The 18582-nt window shown below is 66.5% G+C and carries 18 protein-coding genes; 13 read left to right on the top strand and 5 right to left on the bottom strand.

Annotated features, from left to right (window positions below; genetic code table 11):
* The first annotated feature begins 73 nt into the window (after positions 1 to 73).
* Positions 74 to 685 (top strand): Crp/Fnr family transcriptional regulator, encoded by a 612-nt coding sequence (locus AB7P10_RS07730; RefSeq protein ID WP_428293257.1) that lies wholly within the window; start codon positions 74 to 76, stop codon positions 683 to 685.
* On the opposite strand, the gene AB7P10_RS07725 is transcribed toward AB7P10_RS07730, so the two are convergent.
* Positions 686 to 1732, bottom strand: coding sequence for a homocysteine S-methyltransferase family protein (locus AB7P10_RS07725; RefSeq protein ID WP_428293256.1), 1047 nt, complete (start codon positions 1730 to 1732; stop codon positions 686 to 688).
* A gap of 81 nt (positions 1733 to 1813) precedes the next feature.
* On the opposite strand from AB7P10_RS07725, the gene AB7P10_RS07720 reads away from it, so the two are divergent.
* The 3 genes from AB7P10_RS07720 to AB7P10_RS07710 all read left to right on the top strand — a co-directional run bounded on the left by AB7P10_RS07720 (position 1814) and on the right by AB7P10_RS07710 (position 4660).
* Positions 1814 to 2233 (top strand): rhodanese-like domain-containing protein, encoded by a 420-nt coding sequence (locus tag AB7P10_RS07720; protein WP_428293255.1) that lies wholly within the window; start codon positions 1814 to 1816, stop codon positions 2231 to 2233.
* Positions 2230 to 4131: a DNA helicase RecQ gene (gene recQ, locus AB7P10_RS07715; protein ID WP_428293254.1), complete on the top strand. Its 1902-nt coding sequence runs from the start codon at positions 2230 to 2232 to the stop codon at positions 4129 to 4131. The genes AB7P10_RS07720 and recQ overlap by 4 nt, the downstream gene beginning before the upstream one ends.
* Positions 4132 to 4309: 178 nt before the next feature.
* Positions 4310 to 4660 carry a hypothetical protein gene (locus tag AB7P10_RS07710; protein ID WP_428293253.1) on the top strand — a complete coding sequence of 117 codons (351 nt, stop codon included), beginning with the start codon at positions 4310 to 4312 and terminating at the stop codon, positions 4658 to 4660.
* Positions 4661 to 4786: 126 nt separating this feature from the next.
* Here the strand turns inward: AB7P10_RS07710 and AB7P10_RS07705 are convergent, their stop codons facing one another.
* Positions 4787 to 7186, bottom strand: coding sequence for an ATP-binding protein (locus tag AB7P10_RS07705; RefSeq protein WP_428293252.1), 2400 nt, complete (start codon positions 7184 to 7186; stop codon positions 4787 to 4789).
* A 170-nt stretch (positions 7187 to 7356) separates the two neighbouring features.
* Between AB7P10_RS07705 and AB7P10_RS07700 the strand changes: the two genes are divergently transcribed.
* The 5 genes from AB7P10_RS07700 (at position 7357) to AB7P10_RS07680 (ending at position 12960) form a co-directional block, all read left to right on the top strand.
* Positions 7357 to 8556, top strand: coding sequence for a threonine ammonia-lyase (locus AB7P10_RS07700; RefSeq protein WP_428293251.1), 1200 nt, complete (start codon positions 7357 to 7359; stop codon positions 8554 to 8556).
* Between the two features lie 94 nt (positions 8557 to 8650).
* A complete protein-coding gene (locus AB7P10_RS07695) occupies positions 8651 to 10111 on the top strand; it encodes a mechanosensitive ion channel (RefSeq protein ID WP_428293250.1) in 1461 nt (486 codons plus the stop codon).
* A gap of 4 nt (positions 10112 to 10115) precedes the next feature.
* The gene (locus AB7P10_RS07690) at positions 10116 to 10544 is read left to right on the top strand and encodes a PaaI family thioesterase (protein WP_428293249.1); all 429 of its coding nucleotides are present in this window, start codon (positions 10116 to 10118) and stop codon (positions 10542 to 10544) included.
* Positions 10545 to 10597: 53 nt separating this feature from the next.
* Positions 10598 to 10741 carry a hypothetical protein gene (locus tag AB7P10_RS07685; protein ID WP_428293248.1) on the top strand — a complete coding sequence of 48 codons (144 nt, stop codon included), beginning with the start codon at positions 10598 to 10600 and terminating at the stop codon, positions 10739 to 10741.
* Between the two features lie 362 nt (positions 10742 to 11103).
* A complete protein-coding gene (locus tag AB7P10_RS07680; RefSeq protein ID WP_428293247.1) occupies positions 11104 to 12960 on the top strand; it encodes a phosphoenolpyruvate carboxykinase (GTP) in 1857 nt (618 codons plus the stop codon).
* A gap of 140 nt (positions 12961 to 13100) precedes the next feature.
* Here AB7P10_RS07680 and AB7P10_RS07675 read toward each other — a convergent pair whose 3' ends face one another.
* Positions 13101 to 13667: a hypothetical protein gene (locus tag AB7P10_RS07675; protein WP_428293246.1), complete on the bottom strand. Its 567-nt coding sequence runs from the start codon at positions 13665 to 13667 to the stop codon at positions 13101 to 13103.
* Positions 13668 to 13769: 102 nt separating this feature from the next.
* On the opposite strand from AB7P10_RS07675, the gene AB7P10_RS07670 reads away from it, so the two are divergent.
* From AB7P10_RS07670 to AB7P10_RS07660, 3 genes are read left to right on the top strand one after another with little or no spacing between them, the layout of a single operon-like run.
* The gene (locus tag AB7P10_RS07670) at positions 13770 to 14783 is read left to right on the top strand and encodes a LysR family transcriptional regulator (protein WP_428293245.1); all 1014 of its coding nucleotides are present in this window, start codon (positions 13770 to 13772) and stop codon (positions 14781 to 14783) included.
* Positions 14784 to 14806: 23 nt separating this feature from the next.
* Positions 14807 to 15679 (top strand): metallophosphoesterase, encoded by an 873-nt coding sequence (locus AB7P10_RS07665; RefSeq protein ID WP_428293244.1) that lies wholly within the window; start codon positions 14807 to 14809, stop codon positions 15677 to 15679.
* Entirely contained in the window at positions 15676 to 16098 is a 423-nt protein-coding gene (locus AB7P10_RS07660; protein ID WP_428293243.1) for a universal stress protein, read from the top strand. The genes AB7P10_RS07665 and AB7P10_RS07660 overlap by 4 nt, the downstream gene beginning before the upstream one ends.
* Before the next feature lie 66 nt (positions 16099 to 16164).
* On the opposite strand, the gene AB7P10_RS07655 is transcribed toward AB7P10_RS07660, so the two are convergent.
* Positions 16165 to 16815: a TetR/AcrR family transcriptional regulator gene (locus tag AB7P10_RS07655; protein ID WP_428293242.1), complete on the bottom strand. Its 651-nt coding sequence runs from the start codon at positions 16813 to 16815 to the stop codon at positions 16165 to 16167.
* 189 nt (positions 16816 to 17004) lie between these two features.
* Between AB7P10_RS07655 and AB7P10_RS07650 the strand changes: the two genes are divergently transcribed.
* Positions 17005 to 17460, top strand: coding sequence for a fasciclin domain-containing protein (locus AB7P10_RS07650; protein WP_428293241.1), 456 nt, complete (start codon positions 17005 to 17007; stop codon positions 17458 to 17460).
* Between the two features lie 51 nt (positions 17461 to 17511).
* Here the strand turns inward: AB7P10_RS07650 and AB7P10_RS07645 are convergent, their stop codons facing one another.
* Complete coding sequence (locus tag AB7P10_RS07645; protein ID WP_428293240.1) at positions 17512 to 18441, bottom strand: LysR family transcriptional regulator ArgP; 930 nt, start codon at positions 18439 to 18441, stop codon at positions 17512 to 17514.
* Positions 18442 to 18582: the final 141 nt, after the last annotated feature.

The following is an 18582-nucleotide window of genomic DNA, read 5'->3' as shown; positions in this document are numbered from 1 at the left end:
CCACAGCGGTGCATGCACCCGGGAAGCACGACAATCGCAGGGTTTGCAATTTCGCGCGACACCCTCACGCCCCATGGCCTGGTTTCACACCCTTTTCCGTCCGGACGACGCCGGCGGCGCCGCGCACCGGCGCCGCGCCCGGGTGAACGCGTCGGCCATCGCGCTGCGCGCGGCGGCGTTGCTGCGCTCGGCCACGGCGCTGATCCAGCTCAGCGAGTCCGAGGCGCTCACTGTCGTGGGTTTCATGCAGCTGCGGCGCCACGCGGAGGGCGAGGCCATCATCCGCCAGGGCGACAGCGGCGGCAGTGGTGACGACGGCTTCATGGCGCTGGTGATCGAGGGTGAGGTCACGGTCGAGGCGCTGACGGTGAGCCGCACGTCACCTCTGACCGTGAACGTGCTCGGCCCGGGGCACCTGATGGGGGAGATGTCGCTGATGGACGGCGCCGCCCGCTCGGCCACCTGCACCGCCAGCACCGACGTGCACTGCGCCGTGCTCACGCGCGCCGCGCTGGAAGCGCTGATCGCCGAAGAGCCGGCCACCGCCGCCAAGCTGCTCAGCGCGGTGGCGCTGCGCCTGAGCCGGCGCCTGCGCGAGGCCGACGGCAAGCTGCAGCTCTACGCGCAGCTGGTGTTCTCGATGCAGCAGGAAATCGACCGGCTGGTGCCGGACGGCCCGGACTGATCAGGCGGCTTCCTTGTAGAAAAAGTCGCGCCGCACGCCGCGCGGTGCCAGCGGGTTCACGCTGTCGTGGATCGCGGCGATGTGCTCAGGCGTGGTGCCGCAGCAGCCGCCCACGATGTTCACCAGGCCTTCGGCCGCGAACTCGCGCAGCAGGCGGCTGGTGTCCGCCGGCGTTTCGTCGAAGCCGGTGTCGCTCATCGGGTTGGGCAGGCCGGCGTTCGGGTAGCAGCTGATGAAGGTGTCCCCCGCCACCTTGGCGAGTTCCTGGATGTAGGGACGCATCAGCGCCGCACCGAGCGCGCAGTTCAGGCCCACCGCCAGCGGCTGCAGATGGCGCACGCTCGCCCAGAACGCGGTCACCGTCTGGCCGCTGAGGATGCGGCCGGAGGCGTCGGTCACGGTGCCGCTGATGATGAGCGGCAGGCGCTCACCACTCTTCTCGAAGAACTCATCGATCGCGAACAGCGCGGCCTTGGCGTTGAGGGTGTCAAAGATGGTCTCGACCAGCAGCACGTCGGCGCCACCCTCGACAAGCGCCTCGACCTGCTCAAGGTAAGCCGCGCGCAGCTCCTCGAAGCTGACGTTGCGCGCGCCGGCGTCGTTCACGTCGGGGCTGATGCTCGCGGTCTTGGGCGTGGGGCCGAGGGCACCAGCGACAAAGCGCGGCTTGTCGGGCGTGCTGAACTTGTCGCAGGCGGCGCGCGCGATGCGCGCCGAGGCGAGGTTCATCTCGCGCGCGAGATGGCCCATGTCGTAGTCGTCCTGCGCGATCGTGGTCGCGCCAAAGGTGTTGGTCTCGATCAGGTCGGCGCCGGCGGCCAGGTAGCCTTCGTGGATGTCGCGGATCACGTCCGGCCGGGTGAGGCTGAGCAGCTCGTTGTTGCCCTTGACGTCCTTGTGGAAGTCCTTGAAGCGCTCGCCCCGGTACTCCGCCTCGCCCAGCTTGAAGCGCTGGATCATGGTGCCCATGGCGCCATCCAGGATGGCGATGCGTTGCTTCAGGATCTCGGGCAGCGCCTGGGCGCGGGTGTAGGCTGGGGCATTCATGCCCCGGATTGTAAGAAGTGGCCTCGGGCCTGCACGCTCGCCGCGCCGGGTGGCCTTGCGAATTCCCCGACAATACCGGGCATGAAACACCTCACGCCCCAGCAGGCCTGGGCCTGGCTGCAGGCCGAACGCGAGCAGCGCGCGGCGCGCGGCGAGGAGCCCCCGCTGTTCGTCGACGTGCGCATGGAGATCGAGTCGCTCTACGTGGGCCGCCCGCCCGGCGTGGAGAACATCCCCTGGTACGAGTATCCCGACCTCACCCCCGACCCGGCGCGCTTTGCCACCGCGGTAGAGCAGGAGGCCGGTGACAAGACCCGACCGGTGCTGCTGATCTGCCGCAGTGGCAAGCGCACGCTCGACGCGGGCAAGGCACTTGAGGCTGCGGGCTTCAGCGACGTGGCGCACGTGGTGCACGGCTTCGAGGGCGAGCTCAACGAGGACTTCAAGCGCTCCAGCCTCAACGGCTGGCGCTACGACGGCCTGCCCTGGGAACAGATGTGATCGATATCGCTCCCGGCAGCGAAGTCCTGGAGAGCAGCCTGGATGTGCTGCACGAGGTCTTTGGCTACGACGCGTTCCGTGGCCCGCAGGCCGACATCGTCGCCCACGTCGGTGGCGGCGGTGATGCGCTGGTGCTCATGCCCACGGGCGGGGGCAAGTCGCTGTGCTACCAGGTGCCGGCCATCGTGCGCGAACGCGCCGGCCACGGTCTGACGGTGGTGGTCTCGCCGCTGATCGCGCTGATGCACGACCAGGTCGGCGCGCTCATCGAGGCCGGTGTGGCCGCGGCCTTCCTCAACTCCAGCCTCTCCAGCGAAGACGCGCAGAAGGTCGAGAAGCAGATGCTGCGCGGAGAGCTCACCCTGCTCTACGCCGCACCCGAGCGCCTGACCACGCCGCGCTTCCTGGCTCTGCTGGATTCGCTGCACGAGCGGGGCAAGCTCGGCCTGTTCGCGATCGACGAGGCCCATTGCGTGAGCCAGTGGGGCCACGACTTCCGCCCCGAGTACCGCGCGCTGGTCGTGCTGCACGAGCGCTTTGTCGGCGTGCCGCGCGTGGCCCTCACCGCCACGGCAGACGACCTCACGCGCGCCGACATCGTCGAGCGCCTTCAGCTGCAGGGCGCTCGCACCTTCGTCAGCAGCTTCGACCGGCCCAACATCCGCTACCAGCTGGTGGAGAAAAAAGACGCCACCACGCAGCTGCTGCGCTTCATCCGCGACGAACACGGCAGCGCCGCCGGGCACGATGCCGGCATCGTCTACTGCCAGTCGCGCCGCCGCGTCGAGGAAGTGGCGGCCATGCTGTGCGATGCCGGCCTGACCGCGCTGCCCTACCACGCCGGGCTGGACGCGGCGCTGCGGCAGCAACACCAGGACCGCTTCCTGCGCGAGGAAGGCCTGATCATGGTGGCCACGATCGCCTTCGGCATGGGCATCGACAAGCCGGACGTGCGCTTTGTCGCCCACCTGGACATGCCCAAGAACATCGAGGGCTACTACCAGGAGACCGGGCGCGCGGGGCGCGACGGTGAATCCGCCAACGCCTGGATGGCCTACGGCCTGCAGGACGTGGTGAACCAGCGCCGCATGATCGACGAAAGCCCGGCGGCCGACGAGTTCAAGCAGGTGCTGCGCGGCAAGCTCGACGCCCTGCTCACGCTGGCCGAGGCCAGCGACTGCCGGCGCGTGCGCCTGCTGAAATACTTTGGCGAGGACAGCCAGCCCTGTGGCAACTGCGACAACTGCCTCACGCCGCCCGAGCTGCACGACGCCACCGAGTCGGCGCGCAAGCTGCTTTCGTGCATCTACCGCGTGCAGCAAGCCAGCGGCAACGCCTTCGGGGCCGGCCACATCATGGACATCCTGCGCGGCAAGGCCACTGACAAGGTGAAGCAATACAGCCACGAAAAGCTCTCGACCTTCGGCATCGGCGCGGACCTCTCGGAAACCCAGTGGCGTGCGCTGCTGCGCCAGCTCATCGCGCGCGAGGCGGTGCAGGTGCACGACGCGCCCTACAACACCCTGCACCTGGCCGACGCGGCGCGCGACATCCTCAAGGGCCAGAGCCCGGTCTGGCTCAAGACCTTGAGCGACAAGCCCACCGGATCTCCGCGCGGCAGCCGCCAGCGCGCCGCGCGCGCCACCGCGCGGGACGACGGACAGCCACTGACCCTGTCCGAGCGCGAATGCCTGGAGGCGCTCAAGGCCTGGCGCGCCGGTGTCGCGCGCGAGCACAACCTGCCGGCCTTCGTGATCTTTCACGACGCCACGTTGCGCGCCATCGCCGGCCGCAAACCCGAAACGCCGGCCGATCTGGAGGGCATCGCCGGCATCGGCCAGAAAAAGCGCGAGGCCTACGGCGCGGACGTGCTGCGGGTGGTGAGTGCTTTCGTCTGAGGCCTCTGACCGCCTCGCTCCCGTGGTGACAACCAAGGTGTGACAGGGTCAACCGCCCGTCGGCGGGACCGCCTGTCGGGCCGTTCTGCCGCTCAAGCTGCGGCGCCTCAAGCCGATGTTGGTGATGTAGCCGGGGAGTTTTCACCCCGGTCCCGGACATCATCGAACGGAGCGCGTCATGTTTCTCAGGTTGCTGCCATGGTTTGGCAAAACCACCCCGAAGGCCCAGTACCACGACACCCAGGTGCTGGAGATGGACTTTCTCGTCGACGAGTTCCACGAGGCCATGGCCGACATCAAGGATCCGGTGCGCACCCGCATGCACGCCGCGCTGATGTCCTGCCAGAGCCCGAAGGACCTGTGGTTCATGCGCAGCAAACTGTTTGGCCTGATCTCCAAGCACCACTGCGAGAGCGTGGCCAACACGCGCGTGGCCCGGCTGGACCAGAAGCTGCGCTTCTTCGTGGACAACCACCCCGACTATTCATCCGACGAATTGCCCACCGGCCCGATGGCGTTGCTTCATTGATCCCCCCGCGCCGCCTGCGGCGTCACCCCCCAGGGGGCGGCAGATGCGGCCCGGCAAAGCCGGTTCCGCGCTGCTCTGGATGAGAAAAGGCCACCTTCGGGTGGCCTTTTCATTGGGCGCATTGGCTCATCGCACGAAGCCGATGCCTCTCGCTTCTCGAACTTCCGGCTTGATGCGGTGCTCGGCTTCGAGCTGGGCCATGAACTCCTCGGGCGTCAGCGTTTCGGCCAGGATCTCCACCTGCCGCTTCACGGCGGCGAAGTCGCCGGGGCACAGCTGGTCGAGCCTGGCCAGGCGCGCAGCGAGTTCGGGCACCAGCCGCGAGGCATCGCCCTCGAGCGCCTCGACCACGAACATGGTTTCACGCTGGGAGGCCGTGAGCGGCTTGAAGCGGATCTTGAAGGTGAAGCGCCGCAGCGCCGCCTGGTCGATGCTGTCCATCAGGTTGGTGGTGCAGATGAAGATGCCGGCAAAGCGCTCCATGCCCTGCAGCATCTCGTTGACCTCGGTCACCTCGTAGGTGCGCTGCGCACCGCGCCGGTCCTGCAGGAAGCTGTCGGCCTCGTCCAGCAGCAGCACGGCCTTCTCGGCCTCGGCTTCGCGGAACATCGCAGCCATCTGCTGCTCGGTCTCGCCCACAAACTTGCTCACCAGATCGCTGGCCCGGCGGATCATCAGCGGGCGATCCAGCTGCTGCGCCAGGTACTCCGCCAACGCGGTCTTGCCGGTGCCTGGAGCGCCGTGGAAACACAGACAACCATGGCCCCGCGCCTTGAGCGCCGCAATGACGCGCGGCAGCTCGTGGCGCGTGTCGACATTGAGCATGTCCAGGCTGTACTGCGTGACGCTGGGGCGCTGCAGGAGATCGGGCTTTCGGCCGAGGGCGAGGTCGGCGTTCTTGAGCTGGCGTTCGATGAGATCGTCCAGCAGCACAACCGCCTTCGCGGAGCGGCGCGCCCGGGACTTGACCGGGCTGGCCGCGAGCTGGGCAAAACGCAGCGCGGTGCGGATCTGCGCCGGCGTGAGGCCCTTGCGTTCGGTCAGCCGCGCCACCAGCGCGTCGGACACCGGCGCATCTTCCAGCGTCTTGCGCACGAGTTGCTCGCGAGCGCCGGGCGGCGGACTCTTGAGCTCCAGGTGGTAGGCGAAGCGGCGGCGGAACGCCGGGTCGATCTGCTCGATGCGGTTGGTCACCCACAGCGTGGGCACGGCATTCGTTTCCAGAATCTGGTTGACCCAGGCCTTGCCGCTGACGCTGCCGGTGTGCGGCGCAGCGACGTGCTCGGCGCGCGCCATGAGCTGCGCGGCCTCGCTGGAGATCGGCGGGAACACGTCCTCCACCTCGTCGAACAGCAAGGCCGAGTGCGCCGTGCCTTTCAGGAACACCTGAGCGATCTGCAACGAGCGGTAGCGGTCCCGCCCCGAGAGCGCGTTGCCGTCGCGGTCCGCGTACTCCACCTCGAACAGTTCGAGACCGGCGGCCTCGGCCACCACGCGCGCCAGTTCGGTCTTTCCGGTGCCGGGCGGGCCATACATCAGAACGTTCACACCCGGTTCCTTGCGCGCCACGGCTTCGCGCAGCAGGCCGCAAAGCAGGCGCACGTCCTCGCCCACGTAGTCGAAATCCTTGACACTCAGCGACGAGCGTGCGGCCGGCCGCGTGAACACCGCCATCAACTCGCTCTGTGTGCGGTACTCCCGCATCAGCACCGGCGGCAGCTTCTCGCTGACCTTCATGAGGTCGGCCAGGTCGGTGATGTTGTGCTCGGAGATCAGGTTTTCCACCATGCCGATGCGCTCCAGCCGCGAGCCGGCGCGCAGCGCCTCGCCCACCTCACTGGCCTTCACACCGGCCACGTCGGCGATGGCCGCGTAGGCCTCGGGCGCGTTGTTCACCTTGAATTCGACCAGGATCGAGCGCAGGTCGCGCTGGTAGCGCGCCAGCGTGCCATAGAGCAGCAGCGCGCGCTCGGCGCGGTTGAGCTGCAACAGGCCGGCGAGTGCGTCGATGTTTTTCTCCACCAGGGTGGACTGCTTTTTCAGCGAATGGCTGAGCCACTCGCCCGTGACGGCCAGCACCGAGAGCAGATCCTTGGGTGACTCCTTGGCGTACTCGTCGAGGTAGAAGAACAGCGTGCCTTCTTCATAAGGCCCGCGCCACACACCGTAGCGCTCCATGAACGCATTGGTGGTCAGGCGGTCGTGGCCGCTCCAGAGTTCGTTGTCCTTGCAACGGCGCTGCAGGAATTCGCGCAGGCGCAACAGCACGGTCTGAGGCCACACCAGGTGGCGGCCCGCCAGAGACAACAGGGTGTTGAGATCGCGCCGCACGTTGAAGCGCGGGCCCTGGCGCGCGGCCAGGATGAGCACGAAGTGCGAACACATCAGATCGAGCACCGGCGCCTGGCGCAGACCGTGCGGCACGAACACGCGCCCCTCGCCCGCGAGCAGGCCGCGGCCCTCCCGCGCATCGAGAACGGTGCGAGCCGCCACCGGTGCAGCGGACTGCGGCAAGCGCTTGGTCATCCAGGCACCTCCAGAATGGTCTTTCAGTGTCGCCATGCCGGGGGAGCCGACATTTGAGCGGACCATAACCCAGCTTGATGAATCATGGAAGAGAGTGATCCGGCGTGTCTGAGCAATTTGTCGGTCTTTGCCGCGGGCGGGCTTCGCAGCAGCTGGTTCACAATCGCGCCATGCTGCAACTTCACGACATCGAAGCCGCCGCCGCCCGTCTGAGCGGCCATGTTCTGGACACGCCGTTTGTCGAATCGCGCACCATTTCCCAGCTGACCGGCTGTCAGGTGTACCTGAAGTTCGAGAACCTGCAGTACACCGCCTCCTTCAAGGAGCGCGGAGCCTGCAACAAGCTCGCGCAGCTCAGCGCCGAAGAGCGCGCGCGCGGCGTGATCGCCATGAGCGCGGGCAACCACGCCCAGGGCGTGGCTTACCACGCGCAGCGCCTGGGCATCCGCGCGGTCATCGTCATGCCGCGCTTCACGCCCGGCGTGAAGGTGGAGCGCACGCGCGGCTTCGGTGCCGAGGTGGTGCTGCATGGCGACACGCTGGACGCATCCCGGGCGCACGCGCGCGAACTGGCGGAGCGCGACGGACTGGTGTTCGTACACCCCTATGACGACGAAGCCATCGTCGCGGGCCAGGGCACGCTGGCGCTGGAGATGCTGCGCGAGCAACCCGACCTGGATACCCTGGTCATCGCCATTGGCGGCGGCGGCCTGATCGCCGGCATCGCCACGGCGGCCAAGGCGATCCGCCCCGACATCCGCATCGTGGGCGTGCAGACCGAGCGCTTCCCCGCCATGGTCAATGCGATCCAGGGCACGCAGCTGCCACAAGGCAGCAGCACGATCGCCGAGGGCATCGCCGTGGGCACGCCCGGCGTGATCACCGAGGCCATCGTGCGCCAGAAGGTGGACGAGCTGCTGCTGGTCGACGAGGGCGACATCGAGCAGGCCATCGTCATGCTGCTGGAGATCGAGAAGACGCTGGTCGAAGGTGCCGGCGCCGCGGGCCTGGCCGCGCTTCTCAAGCACCCCGGGCGCTTTGCGGGTCAGCGCGTGGGACTGGTGCTGTGTGGCGGCAACATCGACCCGATGCTGCTGGCCTCCATCATCGAGCGCGGCATGGTGCGCGCCGGACGCCTGGCGCGCATCCAGGTGAACGCACGCGACGTTCCCGGCAACCTCGCGCGCATCACCGCCACGGTGGCCGAGGCGGGCGCCAACATCGACGAGGTGCACCACCAGCGCGCCTTCACGCTGCTGGCGGCGCAGAACGTGGCCATTGAACTGGTGCTGCAGACACGCGGTCGTGAGCACATCACCCAGGTGATCGATCGCTTGCGTCAATCCGGCTTCGAGACGACGCTGCTCTGAGCCGAGCGAGGCCTCCGATGGACGTGCACGGTTGACGTGGCCGCGCGGCGTCCGGCATCATGATCCGATCTGCCAACGCCAAACGGAGGACGAGATGGATACCAACACGCTTTGGAACTCCCTGCAGAACACGCTGGGCACGCACATACCGCAACTGCTGGGGGCGCTCGCCATCTTCATACTGGGCTGGTTCATCGCGGTTCTGGTGCGTGCGGCCACGCGCAAGAGCCTGGGCTTCGTGGGCGTCAACCACCGGTTCGGCAAGCTCACCAGCACACGGGTGGACATCGAGGGCGCCGTCGCCCTGGCTCTCTTCTGGGTGATGATCCTGCTCACGCTGGTGGCGGTGTTCAACTCGCTGAACCTGACGATCGTCTCCGGTCCGTTTTCTGCCTTCACGACCCAGTTGTTCGAGTACGCGCCGCGCATCTTCGGCGGCCTGGTGCTGGCGCTGGTGGGCTGGCTGGTGGCCAGCGTGGTACGCGCCTTGTCGCAGAAGCTGCTCGACAAGACCACGCTGGACGAGAAGCTCTCCGAGCACGCCGACATGGCGCCCATCAGCGACAGCCTCTCCGGCGCACTGTTCTGGCTCGTGATCCTGCTGTTCGTGCCCGCCATCCTGGGCGCCCTTCAAATGGAGGGCTTGCTCGATCCGCTGCGCGACATGGTGAGCAAGACGCTGGACATGCTGCCCAACGCGGTGGCGGCCATCGTGATCGGGGGCGTGGGCTGGATCGTGGCGACCGTGTTGCGCAACCTCACCACCCACCTCAGCCGCACGGCCGGCGTCGACAAACTGGGCCACCAGGCGGGGCTGGCCGATTCCGTGAACCTCTCCCGCGTGATCGGCATGCTGGTCTTCGTGGCGGTGTTCCTGCCCTCGCTGATCGCGGCACTCGACGCCCTGAAGATCGAAGCCATTTCCCGGCCGGCCACCGACATGCTCAATACCCTGATGCAGGCGGTGCCCAACCTGATTGCCGCCGCCCTGATCCTGCTGATCACCTGGCTGGTGGCCTCGTTCGCCAGCAAGCTGCTGGCCAGCCTGCTGGCGACGCTGGGCTTCGATACCTTGCCCGCGCGCGTGCAGATGGCGCACGCCTTTGAGAAGACCAGTGCCTCCACCGCGGTCGGCCGCGTCGTGCTGTTCTTTGCCATGCTGTTCGCCACCGTCGAGGCTGCCGCGCAACTGGGCTTCGGTCAGGTCAGCGACATCGTGGCCAGCTTCATCCGTTTCGGTGGCGACATCCTGCTGGGCTCGGCGATCCTCGTCATCGGCTTCTGGCTGGCCAACGTGGCCTATGACGCCATCGACCGCGCCAGCGGCGCCAACACCCGGGGTCTGGCGCGGATCGGCCGCTACGCCATCCTCGCTCTGGTGATCGCCATGGGGTTGCGCGCCATGGGCATCGCGGACGACATCGTCAACCTGGCCTTCGGCCTGACACTGGGCGCGGTGGCGGTGGCGGTGGCCTTGTCTTTTGGCCTGGGCGGGCGCGAGGCGGCGGGCAAGCTGATGGACCACTGGCTGAGCCGATTCCGCCGCGAGGAATGATTGCATGACCCAGAACCCCGACGCCCCCATCGCCATTGATCGGCTCCAGGGCCTGCTCTCCGAGTGGTTTGCCCCCTGGATCCAGGCCATGGGCCTGCAGGTCGAGTCCTTCGGTGACGGCGAGGTGACGCTGCGCCTGCCCCTGAGCGATCAGCTCTCCCGCGTGGGCGGCATGTTGTGCGGCCAGGCCATGATGTCGGCCGCCGACACCGCCATGGTGCTGGCCATCGTCACCCAGCTCGGCAGCCAGCGCCCCATGACCACGGTGCAGCTCAACACCAGTTTCCTCAAACCGCTCTCGGGACAGGACGCCCGCATCACGGCGCGCGTGATCCGTGCGGGCAAGAGCCTGGTGTTTGGCGAGATCGACATCTGCGGCGCCAGTGACGGCCGCAGCGTGTGCCGTGCCAGCACGACCTACGCCCTGCTGTGACGCGCCGCATCATCTAAAATGCACCAAGTTCTGAACCCCTTGACGGAGTAACCATGTCCCACCACGGCCACGACACCCCCAGCGACCAGCCCCAGGATCTGGTGGAGTCCATCGTTCCCTATATGCCCGTTGTGCTGCCGGTCGCAGGCGGCGTGCTGATGTTCCTGCTGGCCTTCATCGCCGTTTTCATGGCCTGAGGTTCCCGCGCCTCCCGAATAGCCGAATGCCTCCGGGCCTTCGGCTTTTTTCTTTTGGTGTCGAGGCCACCTCCCTTCGGTGAGCCAAGCGTCGAATGCATCACGTTATGCGGGTTTTGCATGTAACTGGCAGGTAACCCGCCGGGCACTTTCATAAAATTGCCCCATAGGCCGACCCGCCGATCAGGCCCGGACCACAGACCCGGAACCGATACCGCTGCCCCGCCACCCGCACCGCAGCCCCGCGCCGACCGCCCTTCTTCCCAAAGGGACCCCTTGGACAGCCGCCGCGTCATGCTCCGACGCTTGCGGCTGTCGGTGTCTCTGAGGTGCGCCGCTTTACAAACTTCTGGAGCCACTCCATGAACTCACCCGTGATGCAGGGCCTGGCCCTCGACACCCCCTCCTACGTAAAGCACGCCAGGCTCATTGCCTGGGTGGCCGACATGGCCGCCTTGTGCAAGCCCGAGCGCATCGTCTGGTGCGGTGGCAGCGATGCCGAGTACCAGCGTCTGTGTCAGCAACTGGTGGACGCCGGCACACTGAAGAAACTGGATCCGGTGAAACGCCCGAACAGCTTTCTGGCGTGCTCCGACCCGTCGGACGTGGCGCGCGTGGAAGACCGCACCTTCATCTGTTCGGAGAAGCAGGAAGACGCCGGCCCGACCAACAACTGGAAAGCCCCGGCCGAGATGCGCGCCACGCTGCAGCCGCTGTTTGACGGCTGCATGCGCGGCCGCACCATGTACGTGGTGCCTTTCAGCATGGGTCCGCTCGGCAGCCCGATTGCCCACATCGGCATCGAGTTGTCTGACAGCGCCTACGTGGCTGTCAACATGAAGCTCATGACCCGCATGGGCAAGGCCGTGTTCGATGTTCTGGGCACCGACGGCGACTTCGTGCCCTGCGTCCACACCGTGGGCGCACCGCTGGCCGCGGGCGAGACCGACCAGACTGGTTGGCCTTGCAACCCCACCACCAAGTACATCGTCCACTACCCCGAAACCCGCGAAATCTGGAGCTACGGTTCGGGTTATGGCGGCAATGCGCTGCTGGGCAAGAAGTGTTTTGCGCTGCGCATCGCCTCCACCATGGGCAAGCAGCAAGGCTGGCTGGCCGAGCACATGCTGATCCTGGGCGTGACCAGCCCCCACGGCAAGAAGTACCACGTGGCCGCGGCCTTCCCCAGCGCCTGCGGCAAGACCAATTTCGCCATGCTGATCCCGCCCAAGGGCTTCGAGGGCTGGAAGGTCACCACCATCGGCGACGACATTGCCTGGATCAAGCCCGGCAAGGATGGCCGCCTGTACGCGATCAACCCGGAAGCGGGCTACTTTGGCGTGGCGCCCGGTACCAACACCGCCACCAATCCGAACTGCATGGCCAGCCTGAACCGCGACGTGATCTTCACCAACGTCGCGCTCACCGACGACGGCGACGTGTGGTGGGAAGGCATGGGCGAGGCCCCGGCACACGCCATCGACTGGCAGGGCAAGGACTGGACACCGCAGATCGCGAAAGACACCGGCGCCAAGGCTGCGCACCCCAATGCACGCTTTACGGTGGCCGCGGTCAACAATCCCGCCCTCGACGCAGCCTGGGATGACCCCGCGGGCGTGCCTATCGATGCCTTCATCTTCGGCGGCCGCCGTTCCACCACCGTGCCCCTGGTGACCGAGGCACGCAACTGGACCGAAGGCGTTTACATGGCCGCCACCATGGGCTCCGAGACCACCGCTGCCGCCTTCGGTGCACAGGGCGTGGTGCGTCGCGACCCGTTCGCCATGCTGCCGTTCACTGGCTACAACATGAGCGACTACTTCCAGCACTGGCTTGACCTTGGCGCCAAGCTCGCCAGCCAGGGTGCGAAGCTGCCCGGCATCTTCTGCGTCAACTGGTTCCGCAAGGACGAGGCCGGCAAGTTCGTCTGGCCCGGCTTCGGCGAGAACATGCGCGTCCTCAAGTGGATGATCGACCGCCTCGAAGGCCAGGGTCAGGGCACCGAGCACGCATTCGGTGTGAGCCCTCGCTTTGAAGACATTCACTGGGACGGGCTGAACTTCTCGGCCGAGCAATACCGCACCGTGACACACATCGACAAGGCGGCATGGGCCAAAGAGCTCGAACTGCACGCCGAGCTGTTCAGCCAGCTCGCGTACCACTTGCCCCGGGAGCTTGAGGAGACCAAGGCGCAGATCGAGAAACGCCTCGCCGCCTGACACTGTCAGCGCCCGAAGATCTCGGCGTTCCGCACGCTCTGCGGGCCGCCGCCACACCCCGAGCCCATCCGTTTGGGCAAAAAAAAGCCACCGGACCCGGTGGCTTTTTTGTGGACGCCTGGCTGGCGCCTGGGGTCACGTCAGATGTAGTACATCAGGCGGTTGCGCGCGCGGGCCGTACCCAGACGCTCCCAGTAGCCAGCCTGGGATGCCACAGCCTTGGGTGCTTCGGGCAGACCCAGCGGGGCCAGCGCTTCGGTGAACGACTGTGCAGCCGGCTCTTCGACCACCGGCTCTGCTGCGCGCGCACGGGCCTGCATCAGCTCATCCATCAGACGGTGGTCCATGCGGGCCATTTCCCACAGCCGCATCTCGGCACGTGCTTCCGCCAGCGCCTGAGACCAGCCGTCCAGCGCCACCACGGCGCGTCGGGCCAAGGTGCGCGCGGTGTCGGCGAACAGCGCCATGCCGGCGAATATCACGACCCACAGGAACACCCAGGCCAGGAACAAGTGGCCATCAGCCCAGGTGCTGATCAGGCGGTCGGCGACCACCACGAGGGCAGCGACCACGGCCGCCAGCAGCATGGCGGTCAGACCACGCGCATTGTCGGCACGGCGGCGGACGCCGTCGATCCCCTTGTGCGCGGGGGCGGATGCCGGGCGCAAGCCCAGCGGGGCAGAAGGAAGGGATGCAAACGTGCTCATGGCGAACTCCTGAAAGAGATGAATGTCTTTTGGACACCGCAATACTAGGGTAAGTACTGATATCCTGCCACTTTATCTTTGTGATGAATTACATTCACGAAAATGATAAATGCACCCAACTTCCGCACCCTGGACCTGAACCTCCTGCGCGTCTTTGACGAGGTCATGACCGAGCGCAATCTCACGCGCGCGGCCCACAACCTGTCCATGACGCAACCGGCGGTGAGCAACGCGCTGCGGCGCTTGCGCGAGGTCCTCGGTGACGAGTTGGTGCGCCGCGCCGGCTATGGCGTGGAGCCCACGCCAGCGGCGCTGGCGCTCTGGCCCACGGTGCGCGATGCCCTGCGCATGCTGCGCGAATCGCTGACACCCGGCGCCTTCGATCCGGCCAGCGCGCACAACGCCTTCGTGCTGGCCATGGCCGATGCCACGGCCGCCAAGCTGATCCCGGGGCTGATCGACATCTTCGAGAGCGAAGCCCCAGGCGCCAATCTCCGAGTGCTGCCACTGACAACGCGCGATCCGCGCGGTCTGCTCGAGAGCGGCACGGTTGACCTCGCTATCGGGCACTTCCCTGGCGTGCTGGCCGAGCTGGGCGCTTTGCACCTGCAGGAGCAGAGCCCGCACTTTCATCATCAGCGGCTGTACGACGGCGAATACGTGGTCGTCATGCGGCGAGGCCACCCACTGGCAGGCCAGGCTCTCGATCTGGACGCGTACTGTGAAGCACGCCACTTGCTGGTGAGTTTCTCGGGGCGCCCCTTCGGTTTCGTGGACGAGGCGCTCGCCGCGCTCTCGCGCCAGCGCCGCGTTGTGCTGACGGTCAACCAGTTCTTCACTGCCGGCCGCGTGGTCGCCACCACCGACCTGCTCACGGTGCTGCCTCGCCACTTTCTCGGCGCCACCGGCATGGAGCACGAACTCGCCCTGTGCGAATTGCCCCTGCAGGTACCCGCCGTGCATGTGGACTCGCTGTGGCACCGCCAGGCCGCCCACAACACCGCGCACCGCTGGCTGCGCGAGGCCGTGGCGCGTGCCTCCGCGATCGGCTTTCGTCCGGGCGCGGCCACCACCGCCCCGCCCCGGCAGGCCCGTCCCCGCAAAGTGCGGGCCTGATGCCCCTGGCCGACAATGCGCGCATGAAACTCCAGCTGCTCAGCGACCTGCACCTTGAAAACAACCCGGACTTCGTTCCGACCCCCGCACCCGGCGCCGACCTGCTCGTGCTGGCGGGGGACGTGGGCTCTTACCAGTTGCGACGCGACGGCAGTGTGATGGACGAAGCCGACTGGGGCCTGCAGCGATTCGCCAACTGGCCCGTGCCGGTGCTGTTCGTGCCAGGCAACCACGAGTACGACGCGCTCGACGTGGACGAGGCTCACCAGCGGCTGCGCGAAACCTGCGACCGCCTCGGCCTGCTCTGGCTGGAGCGCGAGACGCGCGTGCTGCAAGGGGTGCGCTTCGTCGGCACGACCTTGTGGAGCGACTACGACGCGCTCGGGCACCGCGAGAAGGCCTATCGTGCAGCCAACCACTACCTGGTGAAAATGGCCAGTGAGCGAGGTGGCCAACTGTTCGACGCCGAGGCCATGCGTTCACTGGGCGTCGAATGTCAGCATTGGCTGCATGCGGCATTGAGTGAAACGTTCGAGGGCACCACGGTGGTGGTCACGCATTTCGCGCCGACCTTGCACAGCATGGATCCGCGCTACGGCCCAAGCCCGGGCACCGCCGGCTTCTGCAACGCCCTCGACGACTGGTTGCCGATGGCCGATCTCTGGCTGCACGGACATCTGCATTGCCCGACGGACGTGCAGGTGGGGCGCTGCCGCATCGTCGCCAATCCGCTGGGCTACGCCGACAAAAACGAGCAGGGCGCCTTCCTGCCACAGCAGTTGATCCATGTTCCGGAGCGAGGAGAGACTGCCGAACCCCTTGATCCAGCGCAAGCGGCACGCGGCGCCAGGACATACACTGGAGACCGAACCCACCCCGAAGGAGAGCGCTCATGAAGATTTTGCTGGCTGTCGACGGCAGCAAGTACACCAAGAAGATGCTGGCTTACGTGGCCACGCACGGCGAGATGTTCGCGCCCAACAACAGCTTCACGCTCATCACGGTGCAGGACCCGCTGCCGCCGCGCGCCCGGGCCGCACTGGGCGCCAAGATCGCCGACGAGTACTACGCCGAGGAATCGGACAAGGTCACGGCGCCCGTGGTCAAGTTCCTCAAGCGCCACGACATCGACCCGAAGGTCATCCACAAAGTGGGATCCGCGGGCGAGCTGATCGCCAAAGCCGCTGACAGCGGCCGGTTCGACCTGGTGATGATGGGTTCGCACGGGCATGGAGCCCTGGCGAATCTGGTCATGGGCTCGGTCGCCACCCAGGTGCTGGCGCACTGCGGCGTGCCGGTGATGCTGGTGCGCTGAATCCGTTTCGCCTTCACGAAAAAGGGCCGCGGCAAGCGGCCCTTTTTGCTGCGCGGCGCCCGTTGTTCAGCGCGCGCGCAAGCCGTCAAAACAGGTGCTGAGCACCATGTCGATGATCTGCGCATCGTCGTACTGACCACTGCCTTTGAGGAACCCGAGCACGGGGTCACAGGCGCGCGCGTACAGCGTGTACAGCACGGCAATGGGCGGCAAAGCCGGATCAAGGCTGCCATCGGCCTGGGCCGCGGTGATCCAGGCGCCCAGGCGTTCACTCACGTCCATCAGCCCGTCCACATAGGCCTTGTTGGTGGTCAACGCCGCACGCAGGCTGGAGTTTTCGCTGGGCAGCGAGGGCATCTCGCCCGCGAGCTGCACCTCCATGGTCCAGCGAGCCACCGACCTGAGCTGATCCAGCGGTCGGGCGCCCGCAGGCGCCTCGCCCGCGAGCTTGTCCAGGAAGGCGCGCGCGCGGTCCATCACGCGCACCATGGCCGCCGCAGCCAGATCTTCCTTGCTCGGAAAGTGCTTGTAGAGGCTGGCCTTGGCAATGCCGACCTCGGCCGCCACCTCATCCACCGTCATGGCCTCGAAACCTTTTTCGGCCAGCAGGCGGTTGACGGCCGTGACGATCGCGTCTTCGCGCGCGAGGTGCATCTGGGCGCGAAAACTCAGTTTCGCAGGAGCTTCGGAGGGCGGTTTGAGGGCGGCGTTGACCATGGAGAGACCTTTTGACAGCGCTCGCATTCTGCCCGATATCGACGACTCCGTCGATATCCCCACTGACAAGTATTGTTACATACTAATCAGTCTACAAAAAGACTATTTCGTCTAACATCCAATCCGCACGCACCTGACGTGTCCTCTCTCCGCTCCCTCTCTTCCCAACTTCAGACCGAAGGAATCGCCATGAAAAAGACCCTGATCGCTTCGCTCCTCGCCCTGGGCGCACTGAGTTCTGCCCACGCCGCCGATATCGTGGACACGGCTGTCGCCGCTGGCTCGTTCAAGACCCTTGTGACCGCCGTGCAGGCTGCCGGACTGGTCGACACACTCAAGGGCCCGGGCCCGTTCACCGTGTTCGCACCGACCGACGAGGCCTTCGCCAAGGTACCCAAGGCCACGCTGGACGCGCTCCTCAAGGACAAGGCCGCCCTGACCAAGGTGCTGACCTACCACGTGGTGCCTGGCAAGGTGATGGCCAAGGACGTGAAGCCCGGCATGGTCAAGACGGTGCAGGGCAGCATGGTCACCCTCTCCACCGCCGGCGGCGTGAAGGTGGATGCGGCCAACGTGGTCAAGACCGACATCGCCGCCGACAATGGCGTGATTCACGTGATCGACACGGTGATCATGCCCAAGTAAGACTGTGGCTCCGAGCACAAGCCCCGCCCAGGCGGGGCTTTTTTTTGGTTGTCAGGCGCTGGCTTTCCCCACAGGCAGCAGGTTGTGCGCCGCCGCCGTGCGCAAGGCGGTGCTCAGCGCGTCCAGCACTTCGGAGCTGAGGTTCCAGCAGTGCCAGTGCAAGGCCACGCCCAGACGGTGGCGTGGCGCGAGGTTGACCAGCTCGCCGCTGGCAAGCAGTTCGCGCACGCGCAACTCCGGCACCACGCTCACGCCCCAGCCCGCGAGCACCGCGCGCACCTGTCCTTCGCTGGACGGCACGAACAGTTGCTTGAGCAACACACGCTGCAGGCCGAACGCCCGGGCCACGAAGCCGTGCTGCAGGTTGTCCTTGCGGTTGAAGGCCACGAACGGGACCGTGTGGAAGTTGTGGGCATTCATGCCCTTGGGGAGACGCTCGGCGGCATAGGCCGCCTGCGCCACCACCACGTAGTCCATGGTGCCCAGCGCTTCCATCTTGCAGCCGCGCAAGGCCTGGCCCAGCGAGGTCACGCATCCCAGCACCTGACCCTCGCGCAACCACTCGTGGGTGAACTCCTGGTCGTCGGTGATGATCTCGATCGGCAAACCGCCCCGCGCCAGCGCGTCCAGCGCGGGCAACGCCCAGGTGGCAATGCTGTCGGCATTGATCGCCACCGAGATGCGCTCTTCGTCCCGGCCGTGGCCGGTGGAACTGGGCGCAAGTTCCTTGAGGTCCTTTTCCAGATCGGCGCGCAGCAAGCGCATCATCTTTGCGTGCTTGAGCATGAGCTGGCCCGCAGCGGTGGGCTTGAGCGGGCGGCTGCGCACGATCAGCACGGTGCCCACCTGCGCCTCCAGCGCGCGCAGACGCTGTGACACCGCCGACTGCGTGATGGACAGGCGCTGCGCGGCGCGCTCGAACCCGCCCTCCTCGATGATGGCGGCCAGACATTCCAGGGCATCGGGATCAAAGGTGCTCATGGGAAACCTCCAGTGAAAACACAGCAGGATGGCCTGCGACATCGCATAAGCAAAGCTGATGAATTAGAATTCAGTTTAATCTCACTTCACTAAAGTCACGACTTTTTCCATACTGCGGCGCATCCACACACCCCATTTTCT

Origin of the sequence: Hydrogenophaga sp., from assembly GCF_050182545.1 — a bacterium.
GTDB lineage: Bacteria > Pseudomonadota > Gammaproteobacteria > Burkholderiales > Burkholderiaceae_C > Hydrogenophaga.
The sequence above is the reverse complement of the archived record's forward strand: the minus strand, read 5'-3'. Positions and strand labels throughout refer to the sequence as shown.

Excerpts from the sequence above, each read along its gene's own strand:
- AB7P10_RS07685 (WP_428293248.1), top strand. The coding sequence starts at position 10,598 with ATGTCCCACCACGGCCACGACACCCCCAGCGACCAGCCCCAGGATCTG.
- AB7P10_RS07675 (WP_428293246.1), bottom strand. The coding sequence starts at position 13,667 with ATGAGCACGTTTGCATCCCTTCCTTCTGCCCCGCTGGGCTTGCGCCCG.
- AB7P10_RS07680 (WP_428293247.1), top strand. The coding sequence starts at position 11,104 with ATGAACTCACCCGTGATGCAGGGCCTGGCCCTCGACACCCCCTCCTAC.
- AB7P10_RS07695 (WP_428293250.1), top strand. The coding sequence starts at position 8,651 with ATGGATACCAACACGCTTTGGAACTCCCTGCAGAACACGCTGGGCACG.
- AB7P10_RS07660 (WP_428293243.1), top strand. The coding sequence starts at position 15,676 with ATGAAGATTTTGCTGGCTGTCGACGGCAGCAAGTACACCAAGAAGATG.
- AB7P10_RS07725 (WP_428293256.1), bottom strand. The coding sequence starts at position 1,732 with ATGAATGCCCCAGCCTACACCCGCGCCCAGGCGCTGCCCGAGATCCTG.
- AB7P10_RS07650 (WP_428293241.1), top strand. The coding sequence starts at position 17,005 with ATGAAAAAGACCCTGATCGCTTCGCTCCTCGCCCTGGGCGCACTGAGT.
- AB7P10_RS07645 (WP_428293240.1), bottom strand. The coding sequence starts at position 18,441 with ATGAGCACCTTTGATCCCGATGCCCTGGAATGTCTGGCCGCCATCATC.
- AB7P10_RS07705 (WP_428293252.1), bottom strand. The coding sequence starts at position 7,186 with ATGACCAAGCGCTTGCCGCAGTCCGCTGCACCGGTGGCGGCTCGCACC.
- AB7P10_RS07655 (WP_428293242.1), bottom strand. The coding sequence starts at position 16,815 with ATGGTCAACGCCGCCCTCAAACCGCCCTCCGAAGCTCCTGCGAAACTG.
- AB7P10_RS07665 (WP_428293244.1), top strand. The coding sequence starts at position 14,807 with ATGAAACTCCAGCTGCTCAGCGACCTGCACCTTGAAAACAACCCGGAC.
- AB7P10_RS07700 (WP_428293251.1), top strand. The coding sequence starts at position 7,357 with ATGCTGCAACTTCACGACATCGAAGCCGCCGCCGCCCGTCTGAGCGGC.
- AB7P10_RS07670 (WP_428293245.1), top strand. The coding sequence starts at position 13,770 with ATGATAAATGCACCCAACTTCCGCACCCTGGACCTGAACCTCCTGCGC.
- AB7P10_RS07690 (WP_428293249.1), top strand. The coding sequence starts at position 10,116 with ATGACCCAGAACCCCGACGCCCCCATCGCCATTGATCGGCTCCAGGGC.
- AB7P10_RS07720 (WP_428293255.1), top strand. The coding sequence starts at position 1,814 with ATGAAACACCTCACGCCCCAGCAGGCCTGGGCCTGGCTGCAGGCCGAA.
- AB7P10_RS07710 (WP_428293253.1), top strand. The coding sequence starts at position 4,310 with ATGTTTCTCAGGTTGCTGCCATGGTTTGGCAAAACCACCCCGAAGGCC.
- AB7P10_RS07730 (WP_428293257.1), top strand. The coding sequence starts at position 74 with ATGGCCTGGTTTCACACCCTTTTCCGTCCGGACGACGCCGGCGGCGCC.